17 protein-coding genes and 4 tRNA genes are annotated in these 15,419 nt (G+C 28.3%); 2 read left to right on the top strand and 19 right to left on the bottom strand.

All coding sequences use genetic code 11. The features are described 5' to 3' along the window. Nucleotides 1-75: 75 nt before the first annotated feature. Nucleotides 76-1,134 carry a DnaD domain protein gene (locus tag IC174_RS15255; RefSeq protein ID WP_227483325.1) on the top strand — a complete coding sequence of 353 codons (1,059 nt, stop codon included), beginning with the start codon at nucleotides 76-78 and terminating at the stop codon, nucleotides 1,132-1,134. Nucleotides 1,135-1,142: 8 nt separating this feature from the next. After that, complete coding sequence (locus tag IC174_RS15260; RefSeq protein ID WP_227436528.1) at nucleotides 1,143-2,135, top strand: ATP-binding protein; 993 nt, start codon at nucleotides 1,143-1,145, stop codon at nucleotides 2,133-2,135. A gap of 365 nt (nucleotides 2,136-2,500) precedes the next feature. Here IC174_RS15260 and IC174_RS15265 read toward each other — a convergent pair. The 19 genes from IC174_RS15265 to rstA all read right to left on the bottom strand — a co-directional run bounded on the left by IC174_RS15265 (nucleotide 2,501) and on the right by rstA (nucleotide 15,298). Beyond that, a tRNA-Thr gene (locus IC174_RS15265) sits at nucleotides 2,501-2,575 on the bottom strand. Between the two features lie 26 nt (nucleotides 2,576-2,601). Further along, a tRNA-Val gene (locus IC174_RS15270) sits at nucleotides 2,602-2,677 on the bottom strand. 4 nt (nucleotides 2,678-2,681) lie between these two features. Further along, nucleotides 2,682-2,756, bottom strand: a tRNA-Glu gene (locus tag IC174_RS15275). Nucleotides 2,757-2,762: 6 nt separating this feature from the next. After that, nucleotides 2,763-2,838: transfer RNA gene (locus IC174_RS15280), tRNA-Lys, on the bottom strand. Between the two features lie 307 nt (nucleotides 2,839-3,145). Next, nucleotides 3,146-4,435, bottom strand: a complete 1,290-nt coding sequence (locus tag IC174_RS15285) for an adenylosuccinate synthase (RefSeq protein WP_227436530.1) — start codon at nucleotides 4,433-4,435, stop codon at nucleotides 3,146-3,148. An 81-nt stretch (nucleotides 4,436-4,516) separates the two neighbouring features. After that, nucleotides 4,517-4,825, bottom strand: a complete 309-nt coding sequence (locus IC174_RS15290; RefSeq protein WP_227436532.1) for a hypothetical protein — start codon at nucleotides 4,823-4,825, stop codon at nucleotides 4,517-4,519. Between the two features lie 204 nt (nucleotides 4,826-5,029). Next, on the bottom strand, nucleotides 5,030-6,358 hold the full coding sequence (gene dnaB, locus IC174_RS15295; protein ID WP_227483326.1) for a replicative DNA helicase: 1,329 nt from the start codon (nucleotides 6,356-6,358) through the stop codon (nucleotides 5,030-5,032). Nucleotides 6,359-6,376: 18 nt separating this feature from the next. Continuing rightward, the gene (rplI, locus tag IC174_RS15300; protein ID WP_054275501.1) at nucleotides 6,377-6,826 is read right to left on the bottom strand and encodes a 50S ribosomal protein L9; all 450 of its coding nucleotides are present in this window, start codon (nucleotides 6,824-6,826) and stop codon (nucleotides 6,377-6,379) included. Next, nucleotides 6,827-8,821: a DHH family phosphoesterase gene (locus tag IC174_RS15305; protein WP_227436537.1), complete on the bottom strand. Its 1,995-nt coding sequence runs from the start codon at nucleotides 8,819-8,821 to the stop codon at nucleotides 6,827-6,829. It abuts the gene before it with no gap. A 10-nt stretch (nucleotides 8,822-8,831) separates the two neighbouring features. Continuing rightward, on the bottom strand, nucleotides 8,832-9,788 hold the full coding sequence (locus IC174_RS15310) for a YybS family protein (RefSeq protein ID WP_227436539.1): 957 nt from the start codon (nucleotides 9,786-9,788) through the stop codon (nucleotides 8,832-8,834). 7 nt (nucleotides 9,789-9,795) lie between these two features. Continuing rightward, a complete protein-coding gene (locus IC174_RS15315; protein ID WP_227436541.1) occupies nucleotides 9,796-10,116 on the bottom strand; it encodes a MazG-like family protein in 321 nt (106 codons plus the stop codon). A gap of 141 nt (nucleotides 10,117-10,257) precedes the next feature. After that, nucleotides 10,258-10,485: a 30S ribosomal protein S18 gene (gene rpsR, locus IC174_RS15320; RefSeq protein WP_021386573.1), complete on the bottom strand. Its 228-nt coding sequence runs from the start codon at nucleotides 10,483-10,485 to the stop codon at nucleotides 10,258-10,260. A gap of 18 nt (nucleotides 10,486-10,503) precedes the next feature. Further along, nucleotides 10,504-10,938: a single-stranded DNA-binding protein gene (locus IC174_RS15325; RefSeq protein ID WP_227436543.1), complete on the bottom strand. Its 435-nt coding sequence runs from the start codon at nucleotides 10,936-10,938 to the stop codon at nucleotides 10,504-10,506. A gap of 36 nt (nucleotides 10,939-10,974) precedes the next feature. Continuing rightward, entirely contained in the window at nucleotides 10,975-11,253 is a 279-nt protein-coding gene (gene rpsF, locus IC174_RS15330) for a 30S ribosomal protein S6 (protein ID WP_227436544.1), read from the bottom strand. 219 nt (nucleotides 11,254-11,472) lie between these two features. After that, entirely contained in the window at nucleotides 11,473-12,669 is a 1,197-nt protein-coding gene (locus tag IC174_RS15335) for a PLP-dependent aminotransferase family protein (protein ID WP_227436546.1), read from the bottom strand. Nucleotides 12,670-12,771: 102 nt separating this feature from the next. After that, nucleotides 12,772-12,957 (bottom strand): DUF951 domain-containing protein, encoded by a 186-nt coding sequence (locus IC174_RS15340; protein WP_054275506.1) that lies wholly within the window; start codon nucleotides 12,955-12,957, stop codon nucleotides 12,772-12,774. Between the two features lie 14 nt (nucleotides 12,958-12,971). Then, complete coding sequence (locus IC174_RS15345) at nucleotides 12,972-13,235, bottom strand: DUF3343 domain-containing protein (protein WP_227436548.1); 264 nt, start codon at nucleotides 13,233-13,235, stop codon at nucleotides 12,972-12,974. Between the two features lie 78 nt (nucleotides 13,236-13,313). After that, the gene (gene yedF, locus IC174_RS15350) at nucleotides 13,314-13,901 is read right to left on the bottom strand and encodes a sulfurtransferase-like selenium metabolism protein YedF (RefSeq protein WP_227483327.1); all 588 of its coding nucleotides are present in this window, start codon (nucleotides 13,899-13,901) and stop codon (nucleotides 13,314-13,316) included. 104 nt (nucleotides 13,902-14,005) lie between these two features. Continuing rightward, nucleotides 14,006-15,298, bottom strand: coding sequence for a toxin production/motility transcriptional repressor RstA (gene rstA, locus IC174_RS15355; RefSeq protein ID WP_227436552.1), 1,293 nt, complete (start codon nucleotides 15,296-15,298; stop codon nucleotides 14,006-14,008). Nucleotides 15,299-15,419: the final 121 nt, after the last annotated feature.

Below are 15,419 nucleotides of genomic sequence, written 5' to 3' on the forward strand. Positions count from 1 at the left end.
TAATCTTATGACCTTTTATTTGTTTACAACCAAATGTAATACAAAAAATGATATAATTTAATCTGAGGTGATAAAATGTTTTTCAAAGAAAGCAATGAAATAGATTTAGGTGAAATCACTATTCCCAATATCTTTATAGATATATTTATGCCAATGGCGGACGGGTTATACGTAAAAGTTTATCTTTTAGGCTATAGACAGGCATGTGATATTACTTCTAATCCTAAGTTTGACAATAGCTCAATAGCCAAGAACCTAAATATACCTTTGTCTGATGTACTATCTGCTTGGAAATTCTGGGAAGAAAAAAAGATTATAAAAATACATGATAATGGAGAATATGATAATTTTAATTATTCAATAGAATTTTTAGATTTAAAAAATTTCTATATCGAAAATATATTAGGTAATAATTCATCTGTAAAATCTAATACAGATAAAGTTGTATCTACTTCTGAAAATCCAAGTATTAGAAAGATGTTCAATTCTATAAATAAAATAGTTGGTCGATATCTTGACCCAAGTGAAAAAATAAGTATTATGGATATAATGAATAAATACAACATGGGCCCTGATATGATACTTTGTGCTTATGAATATGTTAAAGATAAAACTGGTACATCTAAACCAGTTAAATACATCGAAGGCATTATTAGAAACTGGTATGATTCAAATTTATATACCCCAAAAGATGTTGAAGACAGCTTCTTGATTAGAAGTGAACGATATATTTTATATAAAACTATTTTCAATGAATTGGGATTTTCAAGACAAGCAACGAAATCAGAAAAAGAACTCATAGATGCTTGGTTTGATAAATTTGACATGGATATGGACTTAATAGTAAATGCATGTTCTAAATCTAAGAATATACCAAACCCAAGTATATCTTATATAAATGGAATAATTAAAAATTGGCACGAAAAAAATATAAAAAATTTAAATGATTTAAAGCAAAAAGAGGAAGAACGTATAGTTAAGGAGAATATTAATAAGAAGCAGATTAATACTACTCAAAACAACAATACTTACAAGAAAACTAAGTTTCATAATTTCAACGAAACATTTACTCAATATACATCTGATGAACTCGATGAAATTATTAAAAAAAGTCAAAAAGAAAAGTTTAAGTAGGTGATTAAATGAATGAAGATAAAATAAGAAAAATACTGGCTAAATATGCCAATAAAAGAGATAAAAATGAGCTACTATTGGAACATAGAAAAAATGAGGTCTATAATAGAATTCCTGAGATAAAATCTATAGATGATGATATTTCTAAAATAGGTCTTAACTTAGCTAAAACAGTTCTTTTAAATCCTAAATCTAAAGATGAAATTGTAAATGAGTCTAAGAAAACTATAGAATCTTTAAAATTGAGAAAAGAAGAACTTTTAGTTAAAAACAACATATCTCTTGATTACTTAGAAATAAAGTTTCAATGTGACTCTTGTAAAGACAAAGGATTTTTACCTAATGGTGAAAAATGTTCTTGTCTAAAACAAGAAATTGTAAATGAGGCTTATAAAATGTCTAATTTAGATAGAATTTTAAGTCAGGAAAATTTTTCGAATTTTAACTTGAATATATTTTCTCCTAAAAAGAGTCCTGATGGAGAAATATCTCCAAGAGAAAATATGTTAAATAATCTAAGTATCTGCGAAAATTTTGTTCATGACTTTAAGGTAGATAATAGTGAAAACTTATTGTTTTATGGTTCTACTGGACTAGGTAAAACATATATGTGTAACTGTATTGCAAAAGAATTGTTAGACAAAGGTAATGTTGTAATTTATCAAACATCTTTTAGAATTTTAGATATTCTTGAAGACTATAAATTTAGAAGAGACCCAAACAATCAAATAAGTGAAGAAAATTATAAAAACTTGTTTGATTGTGATTTATTAATAATAGATGACCTTGGCACTGAACTTAATAATTCTTTTACTAGTGGAGAGATTTTCAATATTGTAAACACAAGACTTGTTGCTGGTAAAAAGATTATTATATCAACCAACTTAACACCATCTCAAATAGGAAATACTTATACTCAAAGAATTCTATCTAGGATTTTAGATAAGTTTAGAATTTTAGAATTTACTGGAGATGATTTGAGATGGGAGAGATTTAAATAACGTAGCCCTTAAAAAACATTTTTTTATTTTTAAATAGAGAGGTAAGAACATACTTGCTTCTCTGTTTAAAACTTATACTATATAATCACATTATCCATTCAGTTTTTCTAATTATATTCCTAATATACCTTTTAATATACTAATCATTTATCTAGTTTGTAATTTTATATATATTAATATCATTCTTAATATATTGCATTATTTAAATTTATTATAGTACATTTATAGACTCTGTTTCTAAATATATGATATTGTATAATATTTAAAAATTTAATTATAATTAATTTTTGACGCAATTAAAAAAAAGATACCTAAAAGTATCCTGTAGCATAGAAAATTATATTAATTTACATGTATGTATTTTGTGGAGCTGGTGATAGGAATCGAACCTACAACCTGCTGATTACAAGTCAGCTGCTCTACCGTTGAGCCACACCAGCATATATAGTATTTTTCATCTAAAAACTGGTGGGACTAACAGGGCTCGAACCTGTGACCCCCTGCTTGTAAGGCAGGTGCTCTCCCAGCTGAGCTATAGTCCCATATTGGTGACTCGTAGGGGAATTGAACCCCTGTTACCGCCGTGAAAGGGCGGTGTCTTAACCTCTTGACCAACGAGCCATGATTTGGTGATCTATCCGCGACTCGAACGCGGGACACCCTGATTAAAAGTCAGGTGCTCTACCGACTGAGCTAATAGACCACATTTTTTCGACTTTTTTCGTCGTTTCTTTCACTCACAAGTTATATTATAACTGCTGTATAACTTTTAGTCAACAGTTTTTTTTATTTTTTTTAGTACATAATTAAAATAATCCTGAATCATTGATTTTCAACAAAATCATCTAAATAAGACATCTAATTCAAGGGTATAAATTCGACCTTAATTTTATTAAAATATACATAAATAATTTTAACTCAATATAAAAGAGCATCTCTAATAATTGTAAATATTATCTTGAGATACTCTTTTTTTAATCATTTATAATTTAAATCACTTACTTAAGATACTAAGCAAATATGTTTTTTCTTATTATAGTTTGAGCTCTATTAGGCCCAACAGAAACCATATCTACACTTACTCCAATCAACTCTTCTATTTTAGCAATATATTTCTTTGCATTTTCTGGAAGGTCATCAAAATTGTCTACTTGAGTTATATCTTCATTCCATCCATCTAATTCTTCATATATAGGTTCACATTTTGCTAAATCATCTAACGAAGCTGGGAAATCTGTTATTATTTTATCGTCCATTTTATAAGATGTACAAACTTTAATTTTGTCAAATCCAGTTAACACATCTAATAACATAAATGAAATACTAGTTAATCCATTAACTCTAGCTGCATATTTTACTATAACAGCATCAAACCACCCGCATCTTCTTGGTCTACCAGTAGTTACTCCAAATTCATGCCCTTGTTCTCTTATCTTATCACCAGTTTCATTTATTTGTTCTGTAACAAATGGACCTTCTCCAACTCTTGTAGTATAAGCTTTTACTATACCAACAACATCCTTTATCATATTTGGTCCTATACCTGCACCAATAGCAAATCCCCCAGATATTGGATGAGAAGATGTAACAAATGGATAAGTTCCTAAGTCTAAGTCTAATAAAGTACCTTGTGCTCCTTCAAATAACACTTTTTTACCTGCTTTTACCGCGTCATATACAATAACTGATGTATCTGCTACATATTTTTTTATTTGTTCTGCATACCCAATATATTCATTATATATAGCTTCAAAATCAAATAATTCTTCTTTTCCATATATGTTTCTAACTAATTTGTTTTTAGCTTCTATCTGAGCCTTTAATTTTATGGCAAATTTATCTTTATCCATTAAATCACATATTCTGATTCCAGATCTCTCTGTCTTATCCATATAGCAAGGTCCAATACCTTTTTTTGTCGTACCTATCTTTAAATCGCCTCTAGCTTCTTCTGATAATGCATCTAGCTCTTTATGGTATGGGAATATAACATGAGCTCTATCGCTAATTTTTATGTTTTCTGTATTTATATTATCTGCTTTAAACATTTCTAATTCTTCTAAGAATCCTTTAGGGTCAAATACTATTCCATTTCCGATTATGTTCACTGTCTTTGGATTTAAAACTCCAGATGGAATTAAGTGTAATGCATATTTTTTACCTTCAACAACTAATGTATGACCTGCATTATTTCCACCTTGTCCTCTTACTACTACATCTGCTTGAGTAGCAAGATAATCGATAACTTTACCTTTACCTTCATCTCCCCATTGAGAACCAACAATTGCAACTGTTTTCATGTAATTCACCTCTATATTTTATATACTCTCGAACGCTTTACTTATTTATTCTATCAAATATTCGTATTTTTTTCAACTTTTTTAACGTTCTCCAATATTTAACAGATACTCTTCTATTTTTGAAAAGTCATCTATTTTTTTAATTTCTGTGCTATTTTTTATAACTTTTTCTATAAACTTGTCCACGTCTAAAAGTTTTTCTAATTTACATACATTAATTATATTTCCAAAGTTTGTATTAGTCATGTTTATATGATATTGATTGTCCACAATACTAGCATAAACAACAATTGATTCTTTTAAATTATTATCAACTATCCTAAATAAGTTTATTTCATCAAGTACTTTAATTATATTGGGATATATACATTTTAAGCTTATTTTTTCCATATTATTCCTCCTGATAATTAATACTTATACACAGATAAAGCAAGCTAAAAGCTTGCTTTATCTACTTATTCACACTTATCAACAGGCTATCTGTGGATAGTGTGGATAATTTTTTAGCTAAATTTCAAGGTTTAGACATATTTAGTGACATGTATCCACATTTTTCCTGTAGAAAGAAAGGATGTTCTGTGGATATTAGTTAAATTATAGGTCTCTCAACTTATCCCCAAATCTTTGAACCTCACCAAGCCAAACTAGTTCCACAGAACCAGTTTCACCATGTCTATTTTTTGCTATTATTATTTCTCCTATATTTTTACTCTCAGAATCAGCATGATAGTATTCATCTCTATACAAAAACATAACTATATCTGCATCCTGCTCAATTGCTCCAGATTCTCTTAAATCAGATAACATAGGTCTATGGTCTGCTCTTTGCTCTGGGGCACGTGATAACTGAGATAATGCTACTACAGGACAATTTAATTCTTTTGCTAATACTTTTAATGACCTTGATATTTTAGATATTTCTTGTTGTCTACTTTCATTATTACCTTCACCTTCCATAAGTTGAAGATAATCTATAAGCACTAAATCTAGACCTTTTTCTATCTTTAACTTTCTGCACTTTGACCTTAATTCTGATATTTTTATTCCAGGAGTATCATCTATGTGTATTTTTGCATCTGACAGTACTGCCATTGCATCTATAATCCTAGGCCAATCATTATCATTAAGTGTTCCAGTCTTTATCTTTTTCAATTCTACACTAGATTGCGAAGATAGCATACGTTGTACTAACTGTTCTTTTGACATCTCTAAACTAAACACAGCTACAGAAGCATCTCCTTTTAAAGCTGCATTTTGTACTAAATTTAAAGAAAAGGCCGTTTTACCCATTGCAGGTCTTGCCGCAACTAATATTAAATCTGTTCTTTGAAGACCATTTATTTTTTTATTTAAATCTTTAAAACCAGTAGTTATACCAGTTACATCGCTTTTATTTGTATATAATTTTTCTATCATATCATAGGCATCCATCAAAACTAAGTTTATAGATTTAAAATCATCACTAGTTTTTTCCTGTGATATATCAAATATTCTCTTTTCAGCTTGTTCCAAAACATCTTCAATTTTCGTTGCTCCACTATATCCTAGATTTATTATTTCATTAGATGCTTTTATAAGCTTTCTAAGTACAGACTTTTCTTTTACTATATCAGCATAGTATTTTACATTTGAAGTTGTTGGCACTATTGTAGAAAGACTTGTAATATAACTGATTCCTCCAATATCATTAAGATGCCCTTGTTTTCTTAGCTCTTCTGTCAATGTTATTAAGTCTATAGGCTCACCTTTATTGCTTAAAGTTATCATACATTCATATATTATTTTGTGAGCCTCTTTATAGAAGTCATCAGGCCTTATAGTTTCTGTAACTGTTATTATAGCATCTTTGTCTAGCAGTATAGAACCTAATATTGACTGCTCTGATTCTACACTGTGAGGAGGAATTCTCGTCATGTCTTCCATCTTTATCACCTCTAGTTATTACTGTTTTTCTTTTACATCTACTCTTATTTTAGTAGTTACTTTTTGATGTATTTTTATTTCTACAAATGTTGAACCTAAAGTTCTTATTGGTTCATCTAATAAAATCTTTCTTTTGTCTACATCTATATCTTTTTGTTTCTTCAATTGCTCAGCTATCTCTTTGGCTGTTATTGAACCAAATAATCTTCCACCTTCACCTGATTTTGAATATATTTCTATATTAATTTCTTCCATTTGTTTTCCTAGTAAAACAGCTTCTTCATATTCTTTTTGAGCTTTTATTTCTTTAGATTTATTCTTTTCATTTAATTCCTTGATTGCTACACTATCTGCTTGCACAGCCATTTTCTTAGGAAATAAGAAATTTCTTGCATATCCATCACTTACTTCTTTCATTTCCCCTTTTTTACCAGTTCCTTTTACATCTTTTAATAATATAACTTTCATCTATTCTTCCTCCTCTAAATACTCCTCTATTATTTTATTTACTATCTTGTAAGCTTCTTTTAGAGAAACATTTTTTAACTGTGCACCAGCTATATCTATATGTCCCCCGCCTCCTAATTTTTCCATAAGTACATGTACATTTATTTGCCCCAAAGACCTTGCACTTATAAATATAGTATCATCTTTTTCTCCTAATACAAAGGAGGCTTCTACTTCTTTTATATTTAATAGCTCATCAGCAGTTTGAGCTATTATGACGTTTATACTATCTATTTCTGTACTTGAATATGCTAGACATATTCTATTATTAATTATCTTTGTACTTTGAATTATTTCAGCCTTTATTATAAAATCTTTTACATCAGAATTGAAAAACTTCTTGACTTCTATTGTATCTGCTCCAACTTTTCTAAGGTAAGAAGCAGCTTCAAATGTCCTCACACCTGTTTTAAATGCAAAGTTTTTAGTATCTAAGCTTATTCCTGCTAAAAGACCTTCAGCTGTAAGTTTATTGATTGTTACCTCTTCATCCATATACTGAACTAATTCTGTAACCATTTCACATGTTGAAGATACATATATTTCATGGAATAAAAGCACTGCATCATTTATAAACTCTACACCTCTTCTATGATGGTCTATTACTACTACCTTCTCTGATAACTTTAAGAGTTCTTCACATTCAGTATAATTAGGTCTATGAGTATCAACTACAACAACTAGTGTATTTTTAGTACAGTTATCAATAGCCTCCTCTTTTCCAATAAACAACTTCTTATAATAATTACTTTCATTTATTTTGTTTATAAATATCTCTATAGATTCATTTACAGATTGTAAAACTATATTTGCTGTCTTATTGCAAGATTTACATATATCATAAACCCCAACTGCGGCTCCCATAGCGTCCATGTCAGGATATTTATGACCCATTATATAAACATGATCGCTTTCTTGTATAACCTCTCTCAGAGCATGACCTATAAGTCTAGATTTTACTTTTGTTTTCTTTTCTACAGCCTTAGACTTTCCACCATAAAATACAAACTTATCTTTTGTCTTTACAACAGCTTGGTCTCCTCCTCTACCAAGTGCTAAATCAAGAGCACCTGTAGCAAGTTTTAGGTTCTCATTTAATGTATCTCCATCTATACCAATTCCTATACTTATTGTAACAGGAAGATTATTTCCATAATCAATATGTCTTATTGTATCTAAAATAGAAAACTTCTCAGCTTCCAATTTTTTTAACTCTTTTTTATGCATTACCAAGAAGAATTTATCTTTTGAAGTCCTTCTCAAAGCACCATTTGAATTTAATTCTAAAGCAGAAAGTATTTTTTCTACTTCAACATTAATTAAAGCTCTCTTATCTTCTGCTGCACTTTTTAATACTTCATCATATCCATCTACTTGTATTAACATCATTGCATCTTTTTCATCATCATAATCTTGTTTTACTTGTAAATATTCTGTCTTATCTATCCAGTATAATATCATTAAATATTTAGGATTTTTTTCTTGATCATTTTTTATAACATTATAAACTATTGTATATTCTCTATCCTTATAGTTTATTTCAGTGTACATCTCTTTATTTTCATTTAATACTTTTCTTAAATTAAGATTTTTAACTATATCTTCTATATTTTTATCAAGTAAATCTTTTTGACCAATCATATCATAAAACTTTCCATTATACCATGATATATTTCCATCAAATTCTAGAATACATAGTGGTATTGGAAGATTTATTATAGCTTTCTTAGTTGTTTCATCTATATCTAAAGATAAATTTTGAATATACTCTGTCCATTCATGACGTCTAATATTAGTTGTTCTCCAATTGTGAAAAACCATATATGCAAAAATACAGAAAAATAAACACCCTACATACAAGTTGTAATAAAGCAAAATTATACTAGAAATACCAATAATAATTATATATAAATTTATTTCTGGCATATTTAATTTAAAGGTTTGTTTATTACTCATTTCTATCCTCCTAAGTGGATTTATAACTTCTCACCTTTCTAAAGTCAATTATACTATCTACCATACCAACAAAAGATATTCCCATAAATCCAAATAAACATAAAATTATCCCTGAAAGAAACATAATTTTATTTGGCCCTTGTCTTATCCATTTCTTTAAATAATAAATACAAACTGCTATTCCTTGAATTACAAACATTAAGTTAAAAACTAGCTGTAAATTAGTCATTATTAATTCTGTATATAATTTTGAGCCAATAATTTCAATAAATAAGACTAATAAATAAAGTAAAAAAGTTGTGACTATAGCATTTCCTGGTAAATAAAAGTCAGCAAATTTAGGAAATCTTATATTCAAATTTGTAATCCTTTTGATAAAGAATACGCTTAAATAATATGTTACAAATGCTGATAATAAACCCTGTAAGAATAACATCATTGGTAGCATATTTGTAAAATAACTTACAATTTCATCTGGCTTCATTTTATCAAATACTTTAAGCTCAGTTGCAGAAAAACTATTTTTTTGAATATTTACAATTTCTGTTATCATTTTAGAAACTTCATCTAATAAATTTACATTTAAAAATGTCTTCAATACAAAGAAATACACAACCATTGCAAGCACAAATATTATTGTTCCTCCATATATTGGTTCAAATTTATTACTATCTTCTTGCTCAAAACTTCTCTTTAGCATCTTTCCTATTGCTATGCCTGGCAAAGAATACATTATACATATATTTAATGCATACGAAATGTCTGCAAATAAAACTAGCACACAAAATGTAATCAAAATAGATAAAAAAGAATACTTTTTATCAGTGATGGCACCTATAATTACATATGGGACAGCTGCTAATATGCTAAACATTCCTAGCATTGGAATATAGGCTATTACTAAAGCAATTATTATAGCTAAAACTATTATAGACATGGCTTTAGATAGTCTAATTTTATTATTCAATTTAATATCACTCCCTATTATCCATATGTTTTTTTAAGTTAGATAAATCTCCATACCATCTTTCAACACTATGGTCTTCCTCTATACCAATTTTTATTTTTTCCTTGACTTTATAATCTACGTCTCTAAAACTAATTCCTAATCTCTTTGCTAAGAGATATGTTATCATTATTATATTTGCTAGAGTATCTTGAATTGCCTCATCTAAAGGTTTTACCCCTTTAAATAATAAGTTAAACAAATCACTTACACTCATTAATATTTCTGTTTTCATCCACTCTATTATCTTTATGTTTCTTGTTATCTCAGAACCTTTATCTATTTTCACGTTTGCAACCCTCCTTAATATATAATATTATATCATAAATAATAATATATTTAAGTATATAAACAAAAAAACGAGCGTTATAGCTCGTCTCATTTACTTATATAAATATCTATAATAAAAAATGAGCACAAGGCTCATTTTTTAATCTAATGTATATGGTAAAAGTGCTATATTTCTTGATCTTTTTATAGCAACTGTTAATTCTCTTTGATGCTTAGCACAAGTTCCAGATATTCTTCTTGGTAATATCTTTCCTCTTTCAGTTATATACTTTTGTAATCTCTGAGTACTTTTGTAATCTATTTTAGCGTTTTTGTCAGCACAAAATTGACAAACTCTTTTTTTCTTACGTCTTTTTTTATTCATCATGACTTTTTTCCCTCCTTTTTAAAATGGTATATCGTCATCATCTATAGCTTGGAAACCTTGTGGGTCTAACCCTTGAGGTTCAAAGCTTGGCTCAAAAGCTGGAGCACTCTCTTTATATGAATTTTCCGATTTATTCTTGCTATCTAAAGCTTGTACCGATCTAGTACTTACTTTTGTAAAAGTTCTTTTTTCGCCTGATTGTGTCTGATAATTGTCTACTCTTATCGATCCTTGAAGTGCAACTAATCTACCTTTAGTTATGTAGTTGGCACAAAATTCAGCGGATTTACCCATTACTTCAACAGGTATAAAATCAGTTTCTTTAGATCCATCTTTTTTTACATAGTCTCTATCAATGGCTATTGTAAATGATGCCACTGGTGTTCCTGTACCTGGGATGTATCTTAATTCAGGGTCTTTAGTTAACCTTCCCACTAATACAACTTGATTCATAAAAACACCACCTATTTTTTATAATAAAACTAGTTGTTAAGCAACAACTATCATGTGTCTTATTACGTTTTCATTTATCTTTAAGTTTCTGTCTATTTCTTTAGGAACGTCTACTGCTGATTTGAAGTTAACTAACACATAGAAACCTTCTGTAAACTTAGCTATTGGATAAGCTAATTTTTTAGTTCCCCAAGTATCAACTTTAACTATTTCTCCTTCAGTTGCAACAACTTCCTTAACTTTGTTTAGTACAGCTTCTCTTGTTTCTTCATCAGAGTTTGGCTTTACTACATAAACTAATTCATAATTTCTCACTATAATTCACCTCCCTTTGGACTTAACGGCTCTACACTCTTAGAGCAGAGAAATGAGACTAAAATCTCATACCTACACATTTTATCATTTTTTCTTATTTATGTCAATTTAAATTTTGGACAAATTTTAATATTTAATATAAGGTGAAATATATTTTTTAAATTAACAAGGGATGGCTATTGCCATCCCTTATAATATATCTTAAGTTATTATTTTTAATTAAGCTTCAACACCCATAGCTTCTTTTAAAACTGATGCTATGTTTTTGATACCTTCTATTATTTTTTCTTCTGGCATATTTGAATAGTTAAGTCTGAAAGTATTTTCTCTACCACCATTAGGGAAGAATCCTCCTCCAGCAACATAAGCAACATTCTTTTCTAAGCATTTTGGCATTAATTCTTTAGCATTTAAATTACTTGGAAGCTCTACCCATGTAAATAATCCACCTTCTGGATGAGTAAATACTAATCCTTCTGGGAATTCTTCTTCCATAGTCTTAAGCATAACATCTCTACGTTTGATATAAACAGCTTTTATTTTATCAACGTGTTCATCTAAGTCATACATATCCATAAATTTACTTACTTCCATTTGAGATATAGTTGATGCTTGTAAGTCTGCACCTTGTTTTGCAAAGTTAAATTTAGATAGTATTTCTGGAGAAGCACAAGTCCATCCTAATCTGTATCCTGGGCAGAATATTTTAGAGAAAGTTCCTAAGAATATTACTAATCCTTTTGTATCCATTGATTTTAAAGATGGTAAAGATTCTCCCTCAAATCTTAAATCTCCATATGGATTATCTTCTATTACTGGTATTTCATATTTATTTACTATTTCCATGAATTTTTTACGTCTTTCAAGTGGCCAAGTTCTTCCTGTTGGATTTTGGAAATCAGGTATTACATAAATCATTTTTATTCTATCAGTTGTTTCTAGTATTTTTTCTAGTTCTTCCATTATCATTCCATTAGAATCTGTTGGAACATCTATGAATTTAGGTTGGTAAGATTTAAATGCATTTATAGCTCCTATGTAAGATGGGCTTTCACATAAAATTACATCACCTTCATCAATAAATACTTTTCCTGCAAAATCTAGACCTTGTTGAGAACCACTTGTAACTAATATATCATCTTTATCTACATTAGTTTTGTTTTTGTCATTCATTCTAGCTGCTATTTTTTCTCTTAATGGTTCATATCCTTCTGTTGTAGTATATTGCATAGCTGATCTTCCATTTTCTTCAAGCACTGCAACTGATACTTTTTTCATTTCTTCAACTGGAAATAATTCTGGAGCAGGCATTCCACCCGCAAAAGATATTATTTGTGGTTGTTGAGTAAGTTTTAAAAGCTCACGTATTTCAGATCCTTGTAAACCTTCCATTCTTTTTGCATATTTAACTGCCATAATTAAAGCACCCCCATGAAAATGTTTTCTTCAATTTCTATTATACCAAAAATTTGGATATTAATATACGGTATTTGACATTTTTTAAATGTTAAATTTATATCATTTTTTTATTAGCTTTTTTACTCTCTTTTCTAATGTCTCTCTATCAAGCATTATTAGCCTTGAACATTTCGTACATTTTATCTTTATATCCATTCCAGTTCTTACGATTTCAAACTCTTTACATCCACATGCATGTTGTTTTTTCAATTCAACAATATCCCCTATTTTTAAATCCATTGGCATAAATAATTAGCCTCCTAATCTAACTTCTTTGCTTCCCTTGAGCCATCCTCTAATTTACTTATACAGTAAATTCCCTTTATATCTACATTATTTTCAACTAAAATTGTCTTTATTTTTTTCATATCTTCAAAAGAAAATTTAATTGATATTCCACAGCTTGCTGTTATTTCTCTTGGTGTTGGAAGAGCCATTACTTTTAAACCATTTTCACCAAATAGCTTTTCTGACCTTATTGCATGATGTGTAGAATTAAATGATACTATATACATTTGATTCATTGCTTAATCCTTTCTGACTATCTACTTTTCTTTAGTTTAATATTTCCTATTAACTTTATATTGTTAAACAAACATACATTATATAGAAATAGTATTTGATGCATTTTTTAATGTTTCAACTATAGTGTACATATTTGTAACTGAACCAACTTGTAATTTTTCTTTTAAATTATAGTAATCTAAACAGGTTCCACAAGATAAAATTTCTACCCCTGCATCTTCAAGTATTTTAAGATTTTCTATAGTTGCTTCATTTTCAGCACTTAATTTTACTCCTCCATTAACTAAAAGTATATGTTTAGGATATGGCTTTGATTCTGTTAAAGTATATATAAAACCTTTTATTAATACTTGTCCTAATTCATCATTTCCCAATCCCATCTTATCTGAAGATATAAATACACATGTATATTCTAGTTCGCTTTCTTCTTTTTGAACTACAACATTATTACCTTTTTTAATTTCTATAGAAATTAAGTTTTCTTTTTCATCAACAATCCTTGCTTCACAATTTAAAGATTTAGCAAGCTTTAATATATTTTCTTTTGCTGTTTCATTGTCAACTGTTGTAACTACAATGCCTTCTTCTATATTATCTAATTCTTTTTTTGTATTTATAACTGGTTTAGGACAAGCAAGCCCTCTAGCATCTATTTTTATACTCATTGTTTGATTCATCTCCTTAAAATTATTCATACAATTTATATTTTATCATAGATATTATCTTGCTTGTTATAGATTGTTTCTATACTATTATAGGTTTATTATACTTACATTATCTCTAAATTTTTATACATAAATACTCCCTTTTGGTAGTACTCTAATTCTTTCTCTTTTGATATGCTTGAATATAATTGACCTAAGTCTATGTACAAGTTTGCTAATATCTTATTATTACCTAAGTCTGATACTATTTTTATACATTTAATTAAGTACTCAATAGCAAGAGTAATTTCATTTTGATTCTTATACATATTAGAATAGAATTTTAATGCCTTATACTCATTAAACTTATTTTTATTTTTTATTGATGATGCTAAAGCTATTTTACAATATTTTCTAGCTAAATCATAATCTTCTTTATCTATGTACGCTTCTATTATCTTGAATAAACCTGACATCATATATTCGTCTTCATCATTTTTCTTTATGTTGTACACTTTTTGAGAATATTCAAGAACTCTATCTGTCTCACCTATTTTTCTATAAACATCACAAATTGTTAAGTATACATTTGCTATTCCAGTTTTATTATCTTCATTTTCAAGTATTTTTAGTGCTTTTTTAAAATACTCTTTTGATTCCTCATATTTTCCAATCTCAAGCATGTTGTTTGCTTTTAACACCAAAATATCGACATCTTCTTTTCTATCATTTTTATTATCTATTTCATTTATTTTATCTATGTACTTTAATGACATATTTGGATTATCTAATTTTATATAACAATATGCCATCTTACTATATAATTCCTTATATACGTTAATATCCTCAAACTTATTCTCTGACAAAATTTCCTCTGCAAAATTAAAGTGACTTATCGCACCTTTATAAAAGTCTTCTTGCATATATATCTTTCCTATGTTTAAATAGCACTTTAGTATGTTTTCACTATCATTGTTTTTTATAAAGAAAAATAAAGCCTTTTCAAAGTTTTCTATAGCATTATTGTAATTAGATTTTTTTAAGTTAATGTTAGCCATAAGAAAATTGCATCTGCCATAGTTCTCCATTAAATCGTATCTCTTACATATATCTAAAACTTCTTTTATTTGGTCCTCAGCCTTGTTTAACTCATTCTCTTTTATATAAATTTCACTTTGCAGTATTAAATTATCTGTTATCTTTTTTGACTGCATTTCTTTTGTTTCTAATAAATATTCCACGCTTACATCTAACTTATCACCTAGATATTCCAACAGTTCATAACTAGTATGAGATTTATCTCTCTCTATATGGCTTATTTGTGCTGCTGTTATTCTATCTCCAGCTAACTCTTTTAATGTCATATTTTTTTCTTTTCTTAATTTCTTAATCTTTTCTCCTAAGCTCAAAATTTCCATACTATTCCCACCTTTTGAAGACATTTTTTTATAATATAATTATAACTTATATTTATTTTAAAAACACTACTTTTATTTTACAATATTTTCTCTATACATTAAATGATTTCCCATAAAAATG

The sequence above is a fragment of the Clostridioides sp. ES-S-0001-03 genome (assembly GCF_020676075.1).
In the GTDB taxonomy this organism is placed as follows: Bacteria; Bacillota; Clostridia; order Peptostreptococcales; family Peptostreptococcaceae; genus Clostridioides.

What these genes read in the sequence shown, in the direction of transcription:
- IC174_RS15260 (WP_227436528.1), top strand. Translation starts at nt 1,143, where the DNA reads ATGAATGAAGATAAAATAAGAAAAATACTGGCTAAATATGCCAATAAA.
- rplI (WP_054275501.1), bottom strand. Translation starts at nt 6,826, where the DNA reads ATGAAAGTTATATTATTAAAAGATGTAAAAGGAACTGGTAAAAAAGGG.
- IC174_RS15345 (WP_227436548.1), bottom strand. Translation starts at nt 13,235, where the DNA reads ATGAATCAAATGTATATAGTATCATTTAATTCTACACATCATGCAATA.
- dnaB (WP_227483326.1), bottom strand. Translation starts at nt 6,358, where the DNA reads ATGGAAGACATGACGAGAATTCCTCCTCACAGTGTAGAATCAGAGCAG.
- rpsR (WP_021386573.1), bottom strand. Translation starts at nt 10,485, where the DNA reads ATGATGAATAAAAAAAGACGTAAGAAAAAAAGAGTTTGTCAATTTTGT.
- IC174_RS15285 (WP_227436530.1), bottom strand. Translation starts at nt 4,435, where the DNA reads ATGAAAACAGTTGCAATTGTTGGTTCTCAATGGGGAGATGAAGGTAAA.
- IC174_RS15335 (WP_227436546.1), bottom strand. Translation starts at nt 12,669, where the DNA reads ATGGCAGTTAAATATGCAAAAAGAATGGAAGGTTTACAAGGATCTGAA.
- yedF (WP_227483327.1), bottom strand. Translation starts at nt 13,901, where the DNA reads ATGAGTATAAAAATAGATGCTAGAGGGCTTGCTTGTCCTAAACCAGTT.
- IC174_RS15305 (WP_227436537.1), bottom strand. Translation starts at nt 8,821, where the DNA reads ATGAGTAATAAACAAACCTTTAAATTAAATATGCCAGAAATAAATTTA.
- IC174_RS15290 (WP_227436532.1), bottom strand. Translation starts at nt 4,825, where the DNA reads ATGGAAAAAATAAGCTTAAAATGTATATATCCCAATATAATTAAAGTA.
- IC174_RS15325 (WP_227436543.1), bottom strand. Translation starts at nt 10,938, where the DNA reads ATGAATCAAGTTGTATTAGTGGGAAGGTTAACTAAAGACCCTGAATTA.
- IC174_RS15340 (WP_054275506.1), bottom strand. Translation starts at nt 12,957, where the DNA reads ATGCCAATGGATTTAAAAATAGGGGATATTGTTGAATTGAAAAAACAA.
- rstA (WP_227436552.1), bottom strand. Translation starts at nt 15,298, where the DNA reads ATGGAAATTTTGAGCTTAGGAGAAAAGATTAAGAAATTAAGAAAAGAA.
- IC174_RS15255 (WP_227483325.1), top strand. Translation starts at nt 76, where the DNA reads ATGTTTTTCAAAGAAAGCAATGAAATAGATTTAGGTGAAATCACTATT.